Raw genomic sequence first — 16,800 nt, forward strand, 5'->3', positions numbered from 1 at the left:
GCCACCCCCGCCGGGTGGCCCCGGGTCACTCCGCCGGGCGCCTCAGACGTGCCACGAACTTGTACCGGTCGCCCCGGTAGACGGACCGCACCCACTCCACGGGAGCGCCCTGCCGGTCGAGGGAGTGACGGGAGAGCATGAGCATCGGCAGGCCGACGTCGGTGCCCAGCAGTCCCGCCTCGCGCGGTGTCGCCAGCGAGGTCTCGATGGTCTCCTCGGCCTCGGCGAGGTGGACGTCGTAGACCTCGGCGAGGGCGGTGTACAGGGAGGTGTACTTGACCAGTGACCGGCGCAGGGCGGGGAACCGCTTGGCGGACAGGTGGGTGGTCTCGATGGCCATCGGCTCGCCGTTGGCCATGCGCAGCCGCTCGATGCGCAGCACCCGGCCGCCGGTGGCGATGTCCAGCAGGCCGGCCAGCCGGTCGTCGGCGGTGATGTACCCGATGTCCAGCAGCTGGGAGGTGGGCTCCAGCCCCTGGGCGCGCATGTCCTCGGTGTAGGAGGTGAGCTGCAGGGCCTGGGAGACCTTCGGCTTGGCGACGAAGGTGCCCTTGCCCTGGATCCGCTCCAGCCGGCCCTCGACGACCAGTTCCTGCAGCGCCTGGCGGACGGTGGTGCGCGAGGTGTCGAACTCCGCGGCCAGGGTCCGCTCGGGCGGCACCGGGGTGCCCGGGGCCTGCGTCTCGGTCATGTCGAGCAGGTGCTTCTTCAAGCGGTAGTACTTGGGCACGCGCGCGGTACGGACGGTCGTCCCACCCTCGTTCTCCGCACTGCTGACGTCGGTGCTCATCCTCTGCCTTCCCGGGGGGATTCCCGCGCGATCCGCGATCCCCTCTGTATACCGTCCGTGACCAGGGTTGGTCTAGTCCATCGCCGCCAAGTGGTCTACCCGAAGTGTCCCGCATGACGGCCTTCTTTTTGAGGGGTTCTTACTTAAAGGTTCCTGCATATGTAGGTCCCATAACGGCTGGTCGGGGCCTATCCGAGACCCTTGACACACCTTTTGGTCTGGGCCAAGCTCCGGTTACTGGTCTACACCATTGGTCCAGGTCCCGGCCCCATGGGCGGTACGCGTTCACGCTCGACCGCGGGGAGGCAGGGGGGTTTGTGGCATCCCTGAGGAGGGTGGCGTGAAGCGCAAGCTGGCAGCGGCGATCGGTATCGCGGCGATGATGGTCTCGGTCGCGGCGTGCGGGGACAGTGACGACAACGGCGGCGGCTCCGACAAGGGCGCGGACGTCAAGGAACTCACCGTCTGGCTCACCGTCGACGCACAGAACAACTGGCCGGAGCTGGTGAAGGCCGCCGACGACGCGGTGGCGAAGAAGCACCCCGGCATCAAGATCAAGCACGAGTACTACGGCTGGCCGGACAAGAACGCCAAGCTCGACGCGGTGCTCGCCACCGACAAGGCGCCCGACGTCGTCGAGATGGGCAACACCGAGATGCTGTCCTACATGGTCAAGGGCGCCTTCGCCCCCGTCGACGCCGGCCAGTTCGAGAACTCGGGCGCCTGGCTGGACGGCCTCAAGGCGTCGGTGACGTACGACGGCAAGACGTACGGCGTGCCGTACTACGCGGGCGGCCGGGTCGGCAACTACCGCAAGGACGTCTTCGCCGAGGCGGGCGTGAAGACCGCTCCCAAGACCTACGCGGAGCTGACGGCCGCGCTGGACAAGGTGCAGGAGAAGAAGGGCGACAAGTTCTCCGCCTGGTACCAGCCCACCCGCGACTGGTACGCGGCCATGTCCTTCGTCTACGACGCCGGCGGCTCCATCGCCGAGGAGCAGGGCGGCCAGTGGAAGGCCAACCTCTCCTCGCCGGAGTCCGTCAAGGGTCTGACCGAGTTCAAGAACGTCGTCGACAAGTACATGCACGGCGACAAGACCAAGGACGAGTCCGACCGCTACATCGTCTACGGCCAGGGCAACGCCGGCATGATCTTCGGTGCGGCCTGGGAGGGCGCGACCGCCGCCGCCCCGGAGAACGACAAGACCGGCAAGCTCAAGGACAACCTGGAGAACTTCGTGATGCCGGGTCCGTCCGGCAAGAACCTCCCGGTCTTCCTCGGCGGCTCCGACCTCGCGATCCCGGTCAAGTCCGACGCGCAGGCCGTCGCCGCGGAGTGGATCAACGCGTTCACCGGCGCCTCCGGCCAGAAGGGCCTGATGGGCAAGGGCAACCTGCCCAACAACAAGACCGACCTCGCGACCCTGAAGAACGACCCCGCGACGGCGGTCCCGGCCACCGCGGCCGAGCTGAACTGGTTCGTCCCGATGGCGCCCGGCTGGGGCCAGGTCGAGAAGGCGCAGATCCTGCAGACCATGCTGCAGTCCATCGGCACCGGCAAGAAGTCGGTCGAGGAGGCCGCCAAGGAGGCGGACGCCGAGATCGACGAGGTCATCAACAACAAGTGACCCGAGCGTGGGGCCCGTCGAGACCCGGGGGACAACGGGGGGCGGGCCCCGCGCCCCCGTACGGCATCCGCCGTACGGGACCACCACCCACGTACGACCGCGGTGCGTCCCGGCCCCGGCGGGGCGGCCGCGCGGGACCGGCCCCGCGACGGGCCGCGCCGGCCGGCCTCCACCACGACGGCCACGGTGCGGCCCGGCCGCGAAGCCCCGCCCGGCCGGACTCCGCGCGGGGGACGACCACGCTCGGCCCGGACCGACGTCCGGCCGTACGGGGGCCGGCACGCCGGCGACCGTGCGGGACCCGGGCGGGCGTCGGGGCCTGTGGGATCCGTGGCCGGCGTCCGGCCGTGTGGGACCCGAGGCCGGCGTCCGGCGCCTGTGGGACCCGTGGCCGCCGTCCGGCCGGGCGGGGTCCCGGACCGGCGTCCGGTCGTGTGGGGTCCCGGACCGGCGTCCGGCCGGGCGGGATTCCGCCCACGCCCGCCGTGGGGGACCCCGGCCCGCGTCCGCGGCCGCTGGGGCTTCGCTTTCGTACGACCTGAGGGACCGCTGAGGAGCGCGCGATGAGTGCCGACACGACCACCCCCGCCAAGGTGCCGCCACCGCGGCAGGCGCCGCCACCGGCCGCCCCGGGCCGGCCGCGCGCACGGCGCGCGGAGGGCGGCGCCGCCACTCCGTGGCTGCTGCTCGCGCCCTGCCTGCTGGTGCTCGCCCTGGTGATGGGCTACCCGCTGGTCCGCCTGGTCACCCTGTCCTTCCAGAAGTTCGGCCAGTCCCAGCTCTGGGGCTTCCAGCCCGCCGAGTCCGCGGGCGTGGACAACTTCACCAAGGTGCTCGGCGACGACACGTTCTGGCAGGTGGTGCTGCGCACCATCGTCTTCGCGGCCGGCTGCGTGATCCTGACGATGGTGATCGGCATGCTGATCGCGCTGCTGCTGCAGCGCGTCTCCGGCTGGGTGAAGACGCTGATCAACATCGCGCTGGTGGCCAGCTGGGGCATGCCCGTCATCGTCGCCACCACCGTCTTCAAGTGGCTCTTCGACTCCGACTACGGCGTCCTGAACGCCGTGCTGAGCAAGCTGCCCGGCGTCGACCTCGTCGGCCACAACTGGTTCGCCAGCGGCCCGCAGGGCCTCGCCGTGATCATGCTGCTGGTGATCTGGGGCGCCGTGCCCTTCGTGGTCATCACCCTCAGCGCCGGCCTCACCCAGGTCCCCCGGGAGCTGGAGGAGGCGGCCCGGCTCGACGGCGCGGGCGCCTGGGGCGTCTTCCGGTACGTCACCCTGCCCATCCTCAAGCCGATCATCGTGATGCTCACGACCCTGTCGGTGATCTGGGACATGGGCGTCTTCCCGCAGGTCTTCGTCATGCGAGGCGGCCACCCGGAGGCCGAGTTCCAACTGCTGACGACCTACTCCTACGACCGCGCGTTCGTCGTCAACGACTACGGCCAGGGCTCGGCGATCGCCCTGATCACCGTGGTGCTGCTGCTGGGTGTGGTCGCCGTGTACATGCGCCAGATGCTGAAGATCGGAGAGGTCGAATGAGCGCCGACACCAAGGCCGGGCTCCTCGCCGCCGCGCCGCGCGGGAAGTCCAGGCTCGGCTGGAACCTCCTCGGTCTCCTGGTCTTCCTCACCGCGGGCTTCCCCGTCTACTGGATGCTCAACACGGCGTTCAAGCCGGCCAAGGACGCCATCGACCCCGACCCCAGCCTGTTCCCGACCGGACTGACGACGTCCAACTTCAGCCGGGCGCTGGACATCGCCGACTTCTGGGGGCCGGTCGGCCGCAGCGCCGTGGTCTCCCTGTCCGTGGTCCTGATCGGGATCGTCGTCGGCATGCTGGCCGCGCTCGCGATCTCCCGGTTCGCCTTCCGCGGCCGAAAGATCGTGATCGTGGGCATCCTCGCGGTCCAGATGGTCCCGCTGGTCGCCATGATCATCCCGGTCTTCCTGCTCCTGAACGACCTGGGCCAGTACGACCGGCTCACCGGCCTGATCATCACCTACCTGACCTTCGTCCTGCCCTTCACGGTGTGGACGCTGCGCGGCTTCATCGTCAACATCCCCAAGGAGCTGGAGGAGGCCGCCATGGTCGACGGCTGCACCCGCACCGGGGCGTTCGTCCGGGTCGTCTTCCCGCTGCTCGCCCCGGGCATGGTCGCCACCTCCGTCTACGCCTTCATCCAGGCGTGGAACGAGTACCTGTACGCGCTGATGCTGATGAGCCAGCAGAACCAGACCGCGACCGTGTGGCTCAGCAACTTCAGCACCAAGCACGGCACCGAGTACGCCCCGATGATGGCCGGCGCCACCATGATGGCCGTCCCGATCGTCGCCCTCTTCCTCCTCGTCCAGCGCAAGATGGCCGCGGGTCTGACCGCGGGCGCCGTGAAGGGATGACCCCGTTTCCATGACGACTCTTGCCAGCGGTACCGACACCCTCACCCGTGACGCGCTGACCGTCCTGCAGCCCGGCTTCCCCGGCACCACCGCCCCGGACTGGCTGCTGCGCCGCCTGGGCGAGGGCCTGGCCTCGGTCGGCCTGTTCGGCCGCAACATCGCCTCGCCGGAACAGCTCACCGCCCTGACCGCGCAGTTGCGCGCGGAACGGGACGACGTCCTGGTCGCCATCGACGAGGAGGGCGGTGACGTGACCCGCCTGGAGGTCCGTACCGGCTCCTCCTTCCCCGGCAACCACGCCCTCGGCGCCGTCGACGACACCGAGCTCACCCGGGCCGTCGCACACGAACTGGGCCGCCGCCTCGCCGCGTGCGGGGTCGACTTCAACTGGGCGCCCTCCGCCGACGTCAACTCCAACCCCGACAACCCGGTGATCGGCGTCCGCTCCTTCGGCGCCGACCCGGCGCTGGTCGCCCGGCATACCGCGGCCTACGTCACCGGCCTGCAGTCGGCCGGCGTCGCCGCCTGCACCAAGCACTTCCCCGGCCACGGCGACACGGCCGTCGACTCCCACCTCGCGCTGCCCCGCATCGACGCCGGCGCCGCGCTGCTGGGCGAGCGCGAGCTGCTGCCCTTCCGCGCGGCCATCGCCGCCGGGACCCGCGCCGTGATGAGCGCCCACATCCTGGTGCCGGCCCTGGACCCGGACCGCCCGGCAACGTTGTCCCGCCGCGTCCTGACCGACCTGCTGCGCCGGGAGCTGGGTTACGACGGGCTGATCGTCACCGACGGCATGGAGATGCGGGCCATCGCCGCCACCTACGGCATCGAGCGGGGCAGCGTCCTCGCCGTCGCCGCCGGTGCCGACGCCATCTGCGTGGGCGGCGGCCTCGCCGACGACGAGACGGTACGCCGGCTGCGGGACGCCCTGGTCGCCGCCGTCCGCTCGGGCGAGCTGGCCGAGGAACGCCTCGCCGACGCGGCCGAACGCGTCCGCGCGCTGGCCCGCTGGACGGGTTCCCGGGCCACCGCCGGCCGGCCGGACGACGTCCGCGGCGACATCGGTCTGGTCGCCGCCCGCCGCGCCCTGCGCGTCACCTGCGTCGGCACGTTCGCCCCGCTCACCGCCGCGCCCTACGTCGCCGCCTTCGCCCCGGTCACCAACATCGCAGTGGGGGACGAGACCCCCTGGGGCGTCGCGGCGGACCTGGCGGGCCGGCTGCCCGGCACCGAGACCGCGGCCTTCACCGGTGACGACGCCGGGCACGCGGCGCTGGCGGCGGCCGGGGACCGCCGGATCGTCGCCGTGGTCCGCGACGAGCACCGCCACCCCTGGATGAGCCGCGCCCTGGACACCGTCCTGGCGGTCCGCCCCGACACCGTCGTGGTGGAGATGGGCGTCCCCCAGGCCCCGGCCAGAGGCGCCGTGCACATAGCGACCCACGGCGCGTCCCGGGTGTCCGGCACGGCGGCGGCGGAGGTCATCGCGGGGAGTTGACCCGTACGACGACGACAGGCGCCGGCTCCCCGCAGGGACCGGCGCCTGTCGTCGTCTCCAGGGGCCTCAGACGCCCTGCCACTCCGGCTTGCCCGCGTACGTGTGCCGGAAGTAGTCCGCCAGCTTCAACTTGGCCGCGGCCGCCTCGTCCACCACGACCGTCGCATGCGGGTGCAGCTGCAGCGCCGAAGCCGGGCACACCGCCGCGACCGGCCCCTCGACCGTCGCCGCCACCGCGTCCGCCTTGCCCTCGCCCGTCGCCAGCAGCACCAGGTGGCGCGCTTCGAGGATCGTCCCGATGCCCTGGGTGATGACGTGGTGCGGCACCTGAGCGATGTCCCCGTCGAAGAACCGCGCGTTGTCCACCCGCGTCTGCTCGGTGAGCGTCTTGATCCGGGTACGGGACGCGAGCGAGGAGCACGGCTCGTTGAACCCGATGTGCCCGTCGGTCCCGATGCCCAGCAGCTGCAGATCGACGCCGCCCGCCTCGGCCAGCGCGGCGTCGTACGCCGCACAGGCCTCCGGTACGTCCTCGGCCGTGCCGTCGGGCCCCAGGAACTGCTCCATGCCGATGCCGAGCGGCTCCAGCACCTCGCGGCGCAGCACCGAGCGGTAGGACTCCGGGTGCTCGCGGGGCAGCCCCACGTACTCGTCGAGCTGGGCGACCCGCGCGCGTGAGGCGTCGACGGCCCCGGAGCGGACCTTGGCCGCCAGCGCCTCGTAGACGGGCAGCGGGGTGGAGCCGGTGGCCACACCGAGCAGGGCGTCGGGCTTGCGCCGCAGGAGCCGCGCCATGGCCTCGGCGATGAGCTCGCCGCCCGCCCTGGCATCCGGGACGATCACAACTTCCACGCTGGGCCTGCCGTTCTGAGGAGGGACTCGGGAGGGACGGGACCGGACCCGGAGGGTCCATGTGGTTTAGACCAATCTAACAGAGGTGCCCCCCGCCCCGCAGGCCCCGCGCACGCCCCGCACGCCCGCCTCCGCGGTCTTTCTCTAGCGGCCGCTCTAGAATCCTGGTCATGGAGCCCGGCGAGACGACACGGCAGCCCCAGGCCACCCCCCGGGGCCGGGGCCGCCCCCGCTCCTTCGACCGGAGCGCCGCGCTCCGCAAGGCGGTGATGGCTTTCTGGTCGGAGGGGTACGAGGCGACCTCCGTCTCCGACCTCACCCGCGCCATGGGCATCGGCGCCCCGAGCCTCTACGCGGCGTTCGGCGACAAGCGCTCGCTGTTCGAGGAGGCCCTGTGCCTCTACGACGACGAGTTCGGCTCCTTCACGGCGCGCGCCCTGCGCGAGGAGCCCACCGCCCGGGCCGCCGTGGCCCGGCTGCTGCGCGAGGCGGCGGCCGAGTTCACCGACCCGGCGCACCCGCACGGGTGCATGGTGATCCACGCGGCCACCAACTGCACGACCCCGGAGGTGGCCGAGACGCTGCGGCGGCGACGCAACGCGAGCATCGCCGCCATCGAGGACCGCCTCCGGGTCGGCGCCGCCGCCGGCGAACCGCTCCCCGCGAACCGGCCCGAGACGCTCGCCCGGCACGTGGCGGCCGTCTTCCAGGGCATGTCGCAACAGGCGCGGGACGGGGCGAGCCGGGAGGAACTGGCGGCGGTCGCGGAAATTGCCCTGTCCATCTGGGTCCGCACAGGAACCCCCACGCGTTAGGCTGCTGGGAAACAGCCTCCAACGCATGGACACACCGAGTGGTCTAGTCCACAATCGACGTGTGTGCGTGAACGCGAGAACGCGCAGACTTCCGCCTTCCCCGCACAGGAGGGCGGACCGAGGATCCGGAGCTCTCTGCCCTGACTGCCCCGGCTCCTCACCTTCGGCCGACCGGGACCGCACACCCCACGGCCGATATTGCTCCGGGCTGCGGTGCCGGGAGGGTTGAGGGTCCCTCCCAGGCGCCGCGGCCCGCGGGTGTTTTTTCGGCCACCCGCACGCCCCCGGGTACGCTCCAGACGTGCCCTCCATGAACGAACTCGTACGCCAGCACACCGCACTCGGCGACTCCGACCTCGAGTGGCTGCACCTGCTGGTCTCGGAGTGGCAGCTGCTCTCCGACCTCTCCTTCGCCGACCTGGTGCTGTGGGTGCCCACCCGGGACGGCACGCGGTACGTCTCGGTGGCCCAGATGCGGCCCAACACCGGCCCGACCTCCTACCAGGACGACATGGTCGGCCACCTCGTCCCGCGCGGCCGCCGCCCCATGCTGGACGTCGCCCTCGACGAGGGCCGCATCGTGCGCGAGGGCGACCCGGAGTGGCGCGAGGAGGTGCCGGTACGGGTGGAGTCCATCCCCGTACGGCGTGAGGGCCGGGTCCTCGGGGTCATCGCCCGCAACACCAACCTGCTCACCGTGCGCACCCCGAGCCGGCTGGAGCTGACCTACCTGCAGAGCGCCTCCGACCTGGCGCAGATGATCGCGGCCGGCTCCTTCCCGTTCATCGACCAGCAGGTCGACATGGACGCCTCGCCGCGCGTCGGCGACGGCCTGATCCGGCTCGACGCGGACGGCATCGTCCAGTACGCCTCTCCGAACGCCCTGTCCGCCTACCACCGGCTCGGCCTCGCCGCCGACCTGGTCGGCCAGCACCTGGGCCTGACCACCGCCGAGCTGGCTCCGACCCGGGGGCCGGTCGACGAGGCGCTCGCCAAGGTGGCCAGCGGATGGGCGCCGCGCGAGTTCGAGATCGAGGCCCATGACGGGGTCATCCAGTTCCGCGCCATCCCGCTCAAGCCCAAGGGCACCCGGATCGGGTCCCTCGTCCTGCTCCGGGATGTCACCGAACTACGCCGCCGCGAACGCGAGTTGATCACCAAGGACGCCACCATCCGGGAGATCCACCACCGGGTGAAGAACAACCTCCAGACGGTCGCGGCGCTGTTGCGGCTGCAGGCCCGCCGCATCGACTCCGAGCGTGGCCGCGAGGCTCTGGAGGAGGCGGTCCGCCGGGTCGGTTCGATCGCCATCGTGCATGAGACGCTGTCCCAGAACCTCGATGAGCAGGTGGAGTTCGACGAGATCGCCGACCGGGTGCTGGCGATGGTCGCCGAGATCTCGCCGGGCAGGGTGACGGGCCGGCGCACCGGCCGCTTCGGCATCCTCGACGCGGAGGTCGCCACCCCGCTGTCCATGGTGCTCACCGAGATCCTGCAGAACGCCCTCGAACACGGCTTCCGCCAGGACGACACCGGCAGGGTCGAGGTGTCCGCGGTCCGCGGCGGCACCGCGAAGGAGGCCCGCCTCCTGGTGACGGTCCAGGACGACGGCGTCGGCCTGCCCGAGGGCTTCGACCCGCACACCGCGGGCAACCTCGGCCTTCAGATCGTGCGGACGCTGGTGGAGGGGGAGTTGGGCGGAACCTTCGACATGGTGCCGGCGCCGGAGCGGGGGACACAGGTGATCCTGGACATCCCGGTGCGGGCGCAGAAGTAGGCGCCCGGCCCGACCCGGTCACCTGGTCGGTCCGTCCCGGGCCACACGGTCCGTCCCGGCCGCATGGTCCGGACAGCAAAGAGCCCCGGACCATGTGGTCCAGGGCTAGTGCTCCCTGCTGCTGGTACTCAGCGCTTCGGGGGTACTGCGCGCTGCGGCTCGGGGGCGGGAGATGCGTACGCGCCGTACGCGCCGCCAAGCTCAGGCTGTTGCGGGGTGGGTGCGTCAGGCGGAGGCCTGACGGGCCCGGTTGCGGGCGGCGCGGCGCTTCATCGCGCGGCGCTCGTCCTCGCTGAGACCACCCCAGACGCCGGAGTCCTGACCGGACTCAAGCGCCCACTGCAGGCACTGCTCGATAACCGGGCAGCGACGGCAGACGGCCTTGGCTTCCTCGATCTGCAGCAGCGCAGGACCGGTGTTGCCGATGGGGAAGAAGAGCTCGGGGTCTTCCTCGCGGCAAACGGCGTTGTGACGCCAGTCCATGGCTGCTACCTCTCCTTGGTATTACGTGCAGGTTGCTTGTGAATGTGAACGCTTTCACGAATCCCTCAACAAGTGAAGGGCCGACCGCCAGGTTCCCTGGCGAGGTCCTGTGAGTTTGAAGAGGGGTTCTGGTGATCAGTGGGAGCCGGTGTTGCGGGCTGTCCCGATCGCCACGTAGAGACTCGCAAACCTCAGCGGCGGATACAACCCCTTCCGGAAAGTTTTTTTTGATTCCTCGGTGTCGACTAGGTCACAGCCGTACTTCCATGGGGTGGATCCTGGCCTAAACGTTCGAGTGAAAGGACTTTCGCGTCTTCTGCTCACACAATCACACGCAGTGCACGGTGTACGCCTGTGAACGTCACGCTGGTGCGCAGTCCCAGGTGGTCACCGTCCATCTGCAGGGGCAGCGGCACCTTCGAATGCAAGGTGAAGCCCTCCAGATCGTGCAGTGAGACCGCATGCCTGCCCTGGGGGCCCCGCTCGGGGGACGAAAGAAGCAACTGGGTGCCATACCGGGCAACAGCGGCGGTCGACAGACGGCTGAGACCGAGTACGTCGAGGCCGGTATCGAACGAGGCCTTAGGCGACGAGTACATCGGGCGATTGCCCAGATAGGTCCACGGAGCCGTGTTGCAGACTATGGACAGCACCAGATCGGTCACCGGCTCGGCGTCCGGCCGCTCCAGGGTGATCGTCCCGTGCCGGCGGTGCGGCTCGCCCAGTAGCTGGCGCACCACCTGCCGGACGTAGAGCGCGTGGGTGGACTTCCTTCCGCGCTCGCGGTGCTGCTCCACGCGGCCCACCACCCCGGCGTCGAAGCCCAGCCCGGCGTTGAACGTGAACCAGCGCGAGGGCACCGCCTCGTCCTCCGTGCCCGGCGTGCCGGAAGTCAGGCCGAGACCGACCGTGCGCTCGCTGCCCTGGCGCAGCGCGTCCAGCAGGGCGCCGGTGGCCTCCACCGGATCGTTGGGCAGACCGAGGGCGCGGGCGAAGACGTTGGTGGAGCCGCCGGGCACCACGGCGAGGCCGGGCAGGTGCTCGGGCTGGGGGCCGTCGTGCAGCAGTCCGTTCACCACCTCGTTCACGGTGCCGTCGCCGCCGAGCGCCACCACCATGTCGATGTCGTCGCTCTGCGCGGCCTGCCGCCCGAGGTCGCGCGCGTGCCCGCGGTACTCGGTGGTGACCGCTTCCAGCTTCATCTCGCTCGCCAGCGCGTGGATCAGGACGTCACGCGTCCGTGCACTCGTAGTGGTGGCTGCCGGATTGACCACGAGAAGTGCACGCATGGATGGCAGCGTACCTACTGGGGGGTACCGGGCACAGTTCGAGGTGGGGATCCGGCCGGGGATCACAGCCCGGCGGCTACCCTTCACCTGTGAGCGCTGAGCAGAATCCCGACACCCAGGAACCGGACCTCGCGGGCCCCCGCCCCCGGCGCCTGACCTACGCCGCCGCGCTGGTCGGACTGGAAGGGCTGGCGCTGCTCGTCGGCGGGGTGCTGATCGCGGTGCTCGGGCTGATCGGGGAGCCGGACGACCGGGAACAGGCCGTCACCCTGGGGATCACGCTGCTGGCGCTGGCCCTGCTGCCGTTGCTGGCCGCCCGCGGGCTGCTGGGCCGACGCGGCTGGAGCCGGGGCCCCGCCGTCATCACCCAGATCATGGCCCTGCCCATCGCCTACAACCTGCTCCAGGCCGACAGCGCGGCCGTCCCCGGCGGGATCCTGCTCGCCGTGGTGGCCGTGGCCGCGCTGGTGCTGCTCGTCAACGGCGAGACGACCCGGGCCCTCGGCATCCGGGGACCGGGCCGCGCACCGGGGAAGTAGCCGGTCCGACGGTCCGGCCCGGCGTTCTACTCCTCCACCAGCAGCTTCTCCCGCAGCTGTGCCAGCGTCCGCGCCAGCAGCCGCGACACGTGCATCTGGGAGATGCCGACCTCCTGTGCGATCTGCGACTGGGTCATGTTGCCGAAGAACCGCAGCAGCAGGATGCGCTTCTCGCGCGGCGGGAGGTCCTCCAGCAGCGGCTTGAGCGACTCCCGGTACTCCACGCCCTCCAGCGCCTCGTCCTCCGCGCCGAGGGTGTCGGCGACCGCGGGGGACTCGTCGTCGGTGTCGGGGACGTCCAGGGACAGCGTGGAGTACGCGTTGGCGGACTCCAGGCCCTCCAGGACCTCCTCCTCCGAGATCGACAGCTTCTCCGCCAGCTCGTGGACGGTGGGGGAGCGGCCGTGCAGCTGGGACAGCTCGGCCGTCGCCGTGGTCAGCGACAGCCGCAGCTCCTGCAGCCGGCGCGGCACCCGCACCGCCCAGCCCTTGTCGCGGAAGTGCCGCTTGATCTCGCCCACGACCGTCGGCGTCGCGTACGTGGAGAACTCCACGCCGCGGTCCGGGTCGAACCGGTCCACCGACTTGATCAGGCCGATGGTGGCGACCTGGGTGAGGTCGTCCAGCGGCTCTCCCCGGTTGCGGAAGCGGCGCGCCAGGTGCTCGACGAGTGGCAGGTGCATACGGACCAGCTGGTTGCGCAGCTCCGCGTACTCCGGGCTGCCGTCCCTCAGCGCGCGCAGCTCGACGAACATCGCCCGCGCCCCGCTGCGGTCCTGAGGCTCGTGCTGCGCGCCCGGCACGCCCGGTGCACCCGGCTCGTCGTATCGCTCGTGCTCGCTCATCGTCCCGCCCGTCGCCCTGTGCCGAGCCGTCGCCCCCGCCCGGCCGGGGGAGCCCCCGCCGCGTCGCGTGCGGGGCGCGCCCTGTGCGGCATCGCGCCGCTCGCGCCGGTCCCCGCCGCCCGGGGAACCGGCCCCCGGCGCGGCGTCCTCCGGGTGCGGCCGGGCCTGCTCGGGGATGCCGTCGATGCCGTCCCTGCCCTCGACGGGCCTCGCCCCGCGTCCGGAACCGCCCGGAGGGGCCGCAGTGCCCTCCGCGGCGGACAGCTCACGTGTGCCGCGCTCTTCGTCCCGCACCGGCCCGTCCCCGTCCTTCACGCCGGCCCGGGGCCGGCGCCGCGCTGTTTGTAGAGGCTGATCGAAACCGTCCTGTCCTCGTCGACGGCGGAGGAGACCTTCCCCGCGAGGGCCGACAGCACGGTCCAGGCGAAGGTGTCGCGCGAGGGCGCGTGGCCGTCGGTGGTCGGGGCCGAGACGGTGACCTCCAGTGAGTCGTCCACGAGGCGGAAGACACAACTGAGCACCGAGCCGGGCACCGCCTGCTGCAGCAGGATCGCGCAGGCCTCGTCCACGGCGATGCGCAGATCCTCGATCTCGTCCAGGGTGAAGTCCAAACGGGCCGCGAGGCCGGCCGTGGCCGTCCGCAGCACCGACAGGTAGGCACCCGCAGCCGGCAGCCGGACCTCCACGAAGTCCTGGTTCGCCGCGGGCTCGCCTGCGATCTGGGACACCCTCACCTCCAAGGTGGTACAAGCTGTTCGGGGCCGAGGGTCGCCCCCCGGGGGTAACGCGAAGTGTGGTACTGCGGTGACGCTATCGCGCCGTGAACTTTCCTGTCCCCGGGACCCCTGACCCCCTGGCGTCACTCACAGTAAAACTCCGGATACGCTCCGTGTCTAGGGGGTCTGCGAGTCCAAATGGGAAGAGGGCGCGCCGGGTTGACGTACCCAGGCGTCAGACGGTCGAACCGTGCGCCGGGTGCGCTGCCTCCATGGTGCACCTCACACGGCCTCACACCACGAGTACATGGTCCACGAAACACCAGCGCCAGCTCTCGCCCGGTTCGAAGGTCCGCATCACGGGATGCCCGGTGTCACGGTGGTGGCCCGTGGCGTGGCGTCCCGGCGAGGAGTCGCAGCAGCCGACGTGGCCGCACGTCAGACACAGCCGCAGCTGCACCGGGTGGGAACCCTCGCGCAGGCATTCCGGGCAGGTCTCGCTGATCGGCCGGGGTTCGGGACGAGGCAGCGCGTCGGCGTGCGTGCACTGTTTCATGATTGCCAGATTACGACGGCCGTGCGGACGGCCGCGCGGAAAAACGAGGGCGGGCAAGACATGGACGTGATGCCACTGTTGCTGCTGGTGGCGGGGAGCGCCGCGGTCGCGGCGGCGGCCCGGCGCACCCCGGTGCCGGCGCCGCTGCTGCTGGTGGCGGTGGGCCTGGCGGTGTCCTACCTTCCCGGCGTCCCCGGCTACACCCTCGACCCGCACGTGTTCCTGCCCCTCGTCCTGCCGCCCCTGCTCTACCTGTCGGCCACCGACAGCTCCTACCTGGACCTGCGCGCGCACGCCCGGCCGGTGGCCCTGCTCTCGGTCGGCTACGTGCTCTTCGCGACCTGCGCCGTCGGCTGGGCGGCGTACCTGATCGTGCCCGGGCTGCCGCTGACCGCGGCGCTGGTGCTGGGCGCGGTGGTGGCGCCGCCGGACGCCGTCGCGGCCACCGCGGTGGCCCGCCGCGTCGGCCTGCCCTCGAAGATCACCACGATCCTCCAGGGCGAGTCCCTGCTGAACGACGCCACCGCGATCACCGCCTACAAGGTGGCCCTCGCGGCCGCCGTCGGCGAGGGCGCCTCCTGGGCGGGCGGCATCAAGGAGTTCCTGGTCGCCTCGGTCGGCGGCCTCGCCGTGGGGCTGATCCTGATGGTGCCGATCCACTGGCTGCGCACGCACGTGCGCGAGGCGCTGCTGCAGAACACGCTCTCCCTGCTGATCCCCTTCGTCGCCTACGCGGCCGCCGAACAGTTCCACGCCTCCGGCGTCATCGCCGTGGTCGTCGTCGCCCTCTACCTCGGCCACCGCGCGTGGGAGGTCGACTTCGCGACCCGTCTGCAGGAGGAGGCGGTGTGGAAGATGGTCGCCTTCGTCCTGGAGTCGGCGGTCTTCGCCCTGATCGGCCTGCAGCTCCCGGTCGTCCTCAAGGGCCTCGACGCGTACGAGGGCGCGGCCGCCGCCTGGTACGCGGTCGCCGTCTTCCTGGTGGTCGTCGCCGTGCGCTTCCTGTGGGTGTATCCGTCGACCTTCCTGCCCCGGCTGCTGTCGGCGCGCATCCGCGCGCGCGAGGAGAACCCGACCTGGCGCGGGCCGGTCGTCATCTCCTGGGCCGGTATGCGGGGCGTGGTGTCGCTGGCCGTCGCCTTCTCCATCCCGCTCACCGTGGAGCACGGCGACGCCGGCTTCCCGCACCGCAACCTGATCCTCTTCCTGACCTTCACCACCGTCATCGGCACCCTGGTGGTGCAGGGAGTGACCCTGCCGCCGCTCATCCGCCTGCTGCGGTTCCCCGCCCCCGACCCGCGGGCCGCCACCCTCGCCGAGGCCAACGCCCAGGCGCAGGCGTCCCTGGTCGCCGAGCGGCGCCTCGACGAACTCCTCGCCGACGACCGCAACACCCTGCCGCCCCCGCTGGCCGACCGGCTGCGCGCGGTCCTGGAGCGCCGCCGCAACGCCGTGTGGGAGCGTCTCGGGCAGGCCAACCCGGTCACCGGCGAGACCGTCGACGACACCTACCGCCGGCTCTCCCGCGAGATGATCAGCGCCGAACGCGAGGTGTTCGTCCGTCTCCGCGACGGCCGGTACATCGACGACGAGATGCTGCGCACCCTGCTGCGCCGCCTCGACCTGGAGGAGGCCGCGGCGTTCCGGGAGGCGGCGTGAGCCGCCTCAGCCGGGGAACGGCGCCCCCGTGATCACCGCCGCGAGCCGGGTCCCGCGCGGGAACGCGCTCTCGCCCGCCAGGGTGAGCAGTCCGTACAGCATTTTGGCGACATACAGTCGCTCGACGGGCAGCCCGTGCCGCTGCTCGAAGTCCGACGCGAAGGCGTGGAGCTCGCCGGTGGTGCGGGCGTAGCCGCCGAAGTGGAACCGCTCGTCGAGGGTCCAGCCGCCGCGCGGCCCGCCGAAGGCGGCGCTCTGCAGCCGGCGTATCTCCCCGGTCAGGAAGCCGCCCCGGAGCACGGGGACGCCCACCACCCGCTGTTCCGGGGCCAGGCCCGCCGCCAGTCCGGCCAGGGTCCCGCCGGTGCCGCACGCGAGCCCCACCACGTCGGCCCGGCCGCGCAGCTCCGCACCGAGCGCCGCGCACCCGCGTACCGCCGCCGCGTTGCTGCCGCCCTCCGGCACCACGCAGGCGTCCTCGGCGCCCGCCTCGCGCAGCACGCGCGCGAGGACGTCGGGCTCGCCCTTGCGGCGGTAGGTCGACCTGTCGACGAAGAACAGCCGCATCCCGTCGGCCGCGCACCGGGCGAGGGACGGGTTGAGCGGGCGGTCGGCGAGTTCCTGGCCGCGTACGACCCCCACGGTGCGCAGGCCGAGCAGCCGGCCCGCGGCGGCGGTGGCGCGCAGGTGGTTTGACCAGGCGCCGCCGAAGGTCAGCAGGGTCCGCCCGGCGGCGGCGTCCAGGTTCGGCACCAGCTTGCGCCACTTGTTGCCGATCAGCTCCGGGTGGATCAGGTCGTCCCGCTTGAGCAGCAGCCGCACGCCGTGCCGCGCGAAGCGCTCGTCGGCCGCCTCCACGAGGGGGGACGGCAGACGGGACGCGAGGACGGCCGGGCCGTGCGGGCTGGTGGGGGCGGCCGGGCCGTGCGGGCCGGTGGGACGGGCCGGAC

16 protein-coding genes are annotated in these 16,800 nt (G+C 71.8%); 8 read left to right on the forward strand and 8 right to left on the reverse strand.

The genetic code is table 11. From position 1 onward, the window contains the following. Positions 1–25 precede the first annotated feature (25 nt). A complete protein-coding gene (locus ACSLTV_RS16200; protein WP_432134014.1) occupies positions 26–790 on the reverse strand; it encodes a GntR family transcriptional regulator in 765 nt (254 codons plus the stop codon). A 340-nt stretch (positions 791–1,130) separates the two neighbouring features. Here ACSLTV_RS16200 and ACSLTV_RS16205 point away from each other — a divergent pair, with 340 nt between their 5' ends. The 4 genes from ACSLTV_RS16205 (at position 1,131) to ACSLTV_RS16220 (ending at position 6,319) form a co-directional block, all read left to right on the forward strand. Beyond that, complete coding sequence (locus tag ACSLTV_RS16205; protein ID WP_435612374.1) at positions 1,131–2,417, forward strand: extracellular solute-binding protein; 1,287 nt, start codon at positions 1,131–1,133, stop codon at positions 2,415–2,417. A gap of 563 nt (positions 2,418–2,980) precedes the next feature. Further along, positions 2,981–3,964 carry a carbohydrate ABC transporter permease gene (locus ACSLTV_RS16210; protein WP_432134016.1) on the forward strand — a complete coding sequence of 328 codons (984 nt, stop codon included), beginning with the start codon at positions 2,981–2,983 and terminating at the stop codon, positions 3,962–3,964. Next, entirely contained in the window at positions 3,961–4,821 is an 861-nt protein-coding gene (locus tag ACSLTV_RS16215; RefSeq protein WP_432134017.1) for a carbohydrate ABC transporter permease, read from the forward strand. Before ACSLTV_RS16210 ends, ACSLTV_RS16215 begins: the two co-directional genes overlap by 4 nt. Positions 4,822–4,831: 10 nt before the next feature. After that, positions 4,832–6,319: a glycoside hydrolase family 3 protein gene (locus ACSLTV_RS16220; protein WP_432134018.1), complete on the forward strand. Its 1,488-nt coding sequence runs from the start codon at positions 4,832–4,834 to the stop codon at positions 6,317–6,319. A gap of 66 nt (positions 6,320–6,385) precedes the next feature. On the opposite strand, the gene nagB is transcribed toward ACSLTV_RS16220, so the two are convergent. Beyond that, positions 6,386–7,171, reverse strand: a complete 786-nt coding sequence (gene nagB, locus ACSLTV_RS16225) for a glucosamine-6-phosphate deaminase (protein WP_432134019.1) — start codon at positions 7,169–7,171, stop codon at positions 6,386–6,388. A gap of 170 nt (positions 7,172–7,341) precedes the next feature. Here nagB and ACSLTV_RS16230 point away from each other — a divergent pair, with 170 nt between their 5' ends. Beyond that, positions 7,342–7,986 carry a TetR/AcrR family transcriptional regulator gene (locus tag ACSLTV_RS16230; RefSeq protein ID WP_432134020.1) on the forward strand — a complete coding sequence of 215 codons (645 nt, stop codon included), beginning with the start codon at positions 7,342–7,344 and terminating at the stop codon, positions 7,984–7,986. Between the two features lie 301 nt (positions 7,987–8,287). After that, the gene (locus tag ACSLTV_RS16235) at positions 8,288–9,763 is read left to right on the forward strand and encodes a sensor histidine kinase (protein ID WP_432134021.1); all 1,476 of its coding nucleotides are present in this window, start codon (positions 8,288–8,290) and stop codon (positions 9,761–9,763) included. 225 nt (positions 9,764–9,988) lie between these two features. Here the strand turns inward: ACSLTV_RS16235 and ACSLTV_RS16240 are convergent, their stop codons facing one another. Next, a complete protein-coding gene (locus ACSLTV_RS16240) occupies positions 9,989–10,246 on the reverse strand; it encodes a WhiB family transcriptional regulator (protein ID WP_003992873.1) in 258 nt (85 codons plus the stop codon). Positions 10,247–10,566: 320 nt separating this feature from the next. Next, on the reverse strand, positions 10,567–11,535 hold the full coding sequence (locus ACSLTV_RS16245; protein WP_432134022.1) for a diacylglycerol/lipid kinase family protein: 969 nt from the start codon (positions 11,533–11,535) through the stop codon (positions 10,567–10,569). An 89-nt stretch (positions 11,536–11,624) separates the two neighbouring features. On the opposite strand from ACSLTV_RS16245, the gene ACSLTV_RS16250 reads away from it, so the two are divergent. Beyond that, a complete protein-coding gene (locus tag ACSLTV_RS16250) occupies positions 11,625–12,074 on the forward strand; it encodes a hypothetical protein (protein WP_432134023.1) in 450 nt (149 codons plus the stop codon). Between the two features lie 26 nt (positions 12,075–12,100). Here ACSLTV_RS16250 and ACSLTV_RS16255 read toward each other — a convergent pair whose 3' ends face one another. The 3 genes from ACSLTV_RS16255 to ACSLTV_RS16265 all read right to left on the reverse strand — a co-directional run bounded on the left by ACSLTV_RS16255 (position 12,101) and on the right by ACSLTV_RS16265 (position 14,191). Continuing rightward, positions 12,101–13,234, reverse strand: a complete 1,134-nt coding sequence (locus tag ACSLTV_RS16255) for a SigB/SigF/SigG family RNA polymerase sigma factor (RefSeq protein WP_435612375.1) — start codon at positions 13,232–13,234, stop codon at positions 12,101–12,103. Continuing rightward, the gene (locus ACSLTV_RS16260) at positions 13,231–13,647 is read right to left on the reverse strand and encodes an anti-sigma regulatory factor (RefSeq protein WP_137301875.1); all 417 of its coding nucleotides are present in this window, start codon (positions 13,645–13,647) and stop codon (positions 13,231–13,233) included. The genes ACSLTV_RS16255 and ACSLTV_RS16260 overlap by 4 nt, the downstream gene beginning before the upstream one ends. Positions 13,648–13,927: 280 nt before the next feature. After that, on the reverse strand, positions 13,928–14,191 hold the full coding sequence (locus ACSLTV_RS16265) for a UBP-type zinc finger domain-containing protein (protein WP_432134025.1): 264 nt from the start codon (positions 14,189–14,191) through the stop codon (positions 13,928–13,930). Between the two features lie 60 nt (positions 14,192–14,251). Between ACSLTV_RS16265 and ACSLTV_RS16270 the strand changes: the two genes are divergently transcribed. Further along, positions 14,252–15,850: a Na+/H+ antiporter gene (locus ACSLTV_RS16270; RefSeq protein ID WP_432155887.1), complete on the forward strand. Its 1,599-nt coding sequence runs from the start codon at positions 14,252–14,254 to the stop codon at positions 15,848–15,850. Positions 15,851–15,856: 6 nt separating this feature from the next. On the opposite strand, the gene ACSLTV_RS16275 is transcribed toward ACSLTV_RS16270, so the two are convergent. Continuing rightward, positions 15,857–16,723 carry a 1-aminocyclopropane-1-carboxylate deaminase/D-cysteine desulfhydrase gene (locus tag ACSLTV_RS16275; RefSeq protein ID WP_435612406.1) on the reverse strand — a complete coding sequence of 289 codons (867 nt, stop codon included), beginning with the start codon at positions 16,721–16,723 and terminating at the stop codon, positions 15,857–15,859. Positions 16,724–16,800: the final 77 nt, after the last annotated feature.

It is taken from the genome of Streptomyces sp. bgisy159 (assembly GCF_965341775.1).
In the GTDB taxonomy this organism is placed as follows: Bacteria; Actinomycetota; Actinomycetes; order Streptomycetales; family Streptomycetaceae; genus Streptomyces.

Bases quoted from the DNA above. Each gene is read 5' to 3' on its own strand.
- ACSLTV_RS16210 (WP_432134016.1), top strand. From the start codon at position 2,981: ATGAGTGCCGACACGACCACCCCCGCCAAGGTGCCGCCACCGCGGCAG.
- ACSLTV_RS16215 (WP_432134017.1), top strand. From the start codon at position 3,961: ATGAGCGCCGACACCAAGGCCGGGCTCCTCGCCGCCGCGCCGCGCGGG.
- ACSLTV_RS16230 (WP_432134020.1), top strand. From the start codon at position 7,342: ATGGAGCCCGGCGAGACGACACGGCAGCCCCAGGCCACCCCCCGGGGC.
- ACSLTV_RS16240 (WP_003992873.1), bottom strand. From the start codon at position 10,246: ATGGACTGGCGTCACAACGCCGTTTGCCGCGAGGAAGACCCCGAGCTC.
- ACSLTV_RS16270 (WP_432155887.1), top strand. From the start codon at position 14,252: ATGGACGTGATGCCACTGTTGCTGCTGGTGGCGGGGAGCGCCGCGGTC.
- ACSLTV_RS16265 (WP_432134025.1), bottom strand. From the start codon at position 14,191: ATGAAACAGTGCACGCACGCCGACGCGCTGCCTCGTCCCGAACCCCGG.
- ACSLTV_RS16245 (WP_432134022.1), bottom strand. From the start codon at position 11,535: ATGCGTGCACTTCTCGTGGTCAATCCGGCAGCCACCACTACGAGTGCA.
- ACSLTV_RS16200 (WP_432134014.1), bottom strand. From the start codon at position 790: ATGAGCACCGACGTCAGCAGTGCGGAGAACGAGGGTGGGACGACCGTC.
- ACSLTV_RS16220 (WP_432134018.1), top strand. From the start codon at position 4,832: ATGACGACTCTTGCCAGCGGTACCGACACCCTCACCCGTGACGCGCTG.